Genomic DNA, 3,416 nt, shown 5'->3' on the forward strand with positions numbered 1-3,416 from the left:
ATTAGGTCCTATCATCGCTGTAATAGTATCAGCATTAATTTTTCCATTTACTTGAAGAGATCTACTGAAAACAACAAGGTTATCAGAATCTAAGCCTTTTTCTCCAATAGTAACTTTACCTTTAATTACTTCTAAACTAAGTAAATCTTTTTTATTGAAAACAGGTTTACCAGTACTAATAAAAGACTCTCTTATATTTATGAATTTAGCTCCATCAATAAAGACACCGTTTGGATTAGTTATTACTAATTTAGCATCTTCCCCAACTATTTCTATAGCTCCTTTAAGTTGAGATTGATTACCGCCAACTACTTCATTAATGATTAAGCCAGCAGTCCTATCCTTAAGATTATGATTTTTCTCTAATTGACCTGCTAATTGAGAATTAACAGAATCTATAGAATTATTGAAAATCACGCCCTTTTCACTAACATTGAACTCTTTATAGGTATTTCTGGACATACCGTTAAGAGTTGGAGTAGCTATGTTGATAACTGGTATATTATTAACTTGGTTAACTTGAGTGTTAAAATCATTAGGAATGATATCATTAGCAAAAGCTAGGTTAGTAGAAACTAACAAAGTTAATGTAGAAATCTTTGTAAAAGTTTTAAAGTTTTTCATAAAAGCCTCTTTTTAGGTAGATCTGCTTTGATTTAAATCAAAGCAGATCTAATAATAATGAAATAGGTTTAATTGTTATATTCTAAGTAAGTCTCCTGTATAATCAAGTGGGATTTTACAAGCATAACCTCTACTAGAATCTACAACGCTTCTTAAATATTCATTAAAAGTTAAACCAGTATCTACTATTGTGTCATAGTTAGTATCAAGATAATAAACTAAATCAGGATTATCTGAATCAGTTAATAAGAAATAATGCAAAATTCCTTCATTTTCCATTGAAATAAAGAAAGGTTTTTGTTCTACTAAATCAAATCGTTGAACTTCTCTTAATCCATCTTCACATCCTATTTGAAATTTTATCTCATCTCTGATATTAGCAGTTTCACTATAAAAACTTAAAGGTTGATTTGAAAAAAAACCTCCACTGCAACGCCCCATGTGAATTAAAAAATCAAGTAATTGACCTTGAATTTTAATATCATATAAACGTTCTAATTTTACTATATCTTCTTCTGAATAGCCCTTAATGTAAGTAATATCTATAGTCAACTCTGGGTAAGCAGAATGTAGATATTCTATTAATTCTGTTTTAGTCATTTATAACTCCAATTAATCTACTGACCATAAAGATTGTAATTTATGAAAATAATCATTCAATAATTTGGCATTACATTTTTTACTGAAAGAGAACTTTCTATAAAAAGGTTTATAATTGATATCTTCCTCCAAATTCATAACAGTGTATATAATTAACTTAAGTTCTCCATAGGATAATCTAAGGTTATAGAATGTTTCATTGTTTAAATGTTCTTTTTTCAAAATTATATTTGTTTTATGTGAAATATTGGATTGTATATAATCTGATATTTCTAAAAAAGCAGATCTATACCAGGACAATTTATCTAGGTTTTTTTCTTCAATCTCTTCAGATTTAAGCAAAATATCATGTAAACAATCCCTAAGAATAACTAATTCTTCATATGTCATTCTGATAGTATAAAAACTAACTCCAGATACAGTTTCTCTATTTAAGGTCTTCATATTGATTTAAGGTCTTCATATTGATTTAAGGTCTTTATATTGAATTTATCACTAGATATTTAGGGTTTTCTACCGGTTGTACCATCAAATATATTAATAATAAAATCTTTGTTTTGATCTGCAAATACTTTGCTATTAGGTTTACAGCCAGCACACATTCCTGGAGATGTAGCACTAGTATTCTGAATAGACATATTTATATCTACTTTCTTACCTTGAAAATTATCTTGAAAATGACTAAATAATTTTTGTTCAGCGTGATTAAAGTTAGTTTGCTTTCCATTAGGAGCTGATGGTATAGAACCACGATCTTTTCTAATCACATTAAAATTAACCCCCTTAATATTTACGACATTGGGAGAATTGCCTGACCAAGCTGCACCATTTACAGATAAGTAATATTCTTTTTTACCATTAACTGTTACTGATGCTGCAGCATAACTAACAGCTGCATCAGGTTTTTGGAATTCACTTTTAAGATATTTTTTAGTCCCCGCTCTAAGCATATTAGGCTCTAAATTCATATCTTTAAGCTTACTTAAATCATTAACTCTATGATTCCCTTTAAAGAATTTACCCATACTTCTAAGAGAATCATTGTAAATCCTAGTAGCTTCAGCAAACTTACCATTTTTAGCAAGAGTTTTTATAGCTTCAACGCTTTTATCAGCTGCTTTTCCTAATTTTGCCCAAGGGGCTGCTGATGCCGCTGCAATTATATAATCTGTTCCTGTTTCTGCATCTTTAACATCTTTAAGTACTGAAAGAGGACTAAATTCTACTATAAAATTACATAAAGTTGCATCAACTAAACAAGCATCTACAGCATCTTGGAGAGATCCTTCGGGGAATATGCTTCCAGGTTTACCTTTATTGACGAACAGTTCCATAGTATGTTCATCATGGTTATATATTATAGTCAATTCGCCAGCATTAGCTCCAGCATAAACACCTTCAGGAGTTCCTGTAATAGCTGCACCAGCTAAAGCTCCTACAATCTTACCTCCTATTTGAGTGGCTCTAGAATCATCAAACGTATTTCTAAGACTATCAGCTGCTAAAGAAGCAGCTAATGCTCCCGCTGCGGCAGCTTTACCATCATTTCCTCCAACTTCTGCAATTATAGCAGATAGTGCAGCATGGCTAAGCGCTCTTCCAACTTCAGTTAACTGATTCGCATATTCACCTATTTGGAAAGCTCCTTCAGCATGAAGTTGACTAGTTGAATTAGATAATAGAGCGGAAACAAAGTTATCTTTAAAACTTCCACCATTAATAGTAGTGTTTATTCCAGAGCTAATCAAAGACTGTCCGGCAACTCTCTGGGCAGTAGCTACCCAATCTTGATTACTTAATAGAGGCATACTTCCTCTATTAATAGCTGCACCTCCTTTAGTCCCTTCACCCCAACCCATTGCAGAATCAAATCCAGCTAATGCACCTCCAATAGCCGCTGAAGTAACTATAGATTTTATAGTACTACTACTTCCCATGTCTTTAAAAGTTTTAGATAAATTACCCTCATTTTCAGCTAGAGAAACCGCTGCTTTACTAGCAGCCGCTGCCATACCTGCTGTAATAGCTCCTTGAGCTGCTGCACTGCTTCCAGCTATAGATGCTGCATAGGGAGCAGCGTAACCAGCGGTGACTACAGCTACTACTACAGCTATTACTGCCCCTACAACCGGATTTAAGTTTTTATTGTTAATGTTCCATTCAGAATAAGCATCTTGTATTTTATTCCATTC

Annotated in this window: 4 protein-coding genes; all 4 read right to left on the reverse strand. The window is 32.4% G+C overall.

Annotated features, from left to right (window positions below; translation table 11 throughout):
* The coding region (locus Xets_RS12985; protein ID WP_187651816.1) for a filamentous hemagglutinin N-terminal domain-containing protein at positions 1–624 on the reverse strand (624 nt) is incomplete at its 3' end.
* Between the two features lie 75 nt (positions 625–699).
* The gene (locus tag Xets_RS12990; protein ID WP_046335516.1) at positions 700–1,224 is read right to left on the reverse strand and encodes an SMI1/KNR4 family protein; all 525 of its coding nucleotides are present in this window, start codon (positions 1,222–1,224) and stop codon (positions 700–702) included.
* Between the two features lie 12 nt (positions 1,225–1,236).
* Entirely contained in the window at positions 1,237–1,668 is a 432-nt protein-coding gene (locus Xets_RS12995) for a hypothetical protein (RefSeq protein ID WP_187651817.1), read from the reverse strand.
* Positions 1,669–1,727: 59 nt separating this feature from the next.
* Positions 1,728–3,416, reverse strand: a 1,689-nt coding sequence (locus Xets_RS13000; RefSeq protein ID WP_187651818.1) for a DUF637 domain-containing protein, incomplete at its 5' end; no start/stop codon positions are given.

The organism is Xenorhabdus sp. TS4, assembly GCF_014467265.1.
GTDB lineage: Bacteria > Pseudomonadota > Gammaproteobacteria > Enterobacterales > Enterobacteriaceae > Xenorhabdus > Xenorhabdus ehlersii.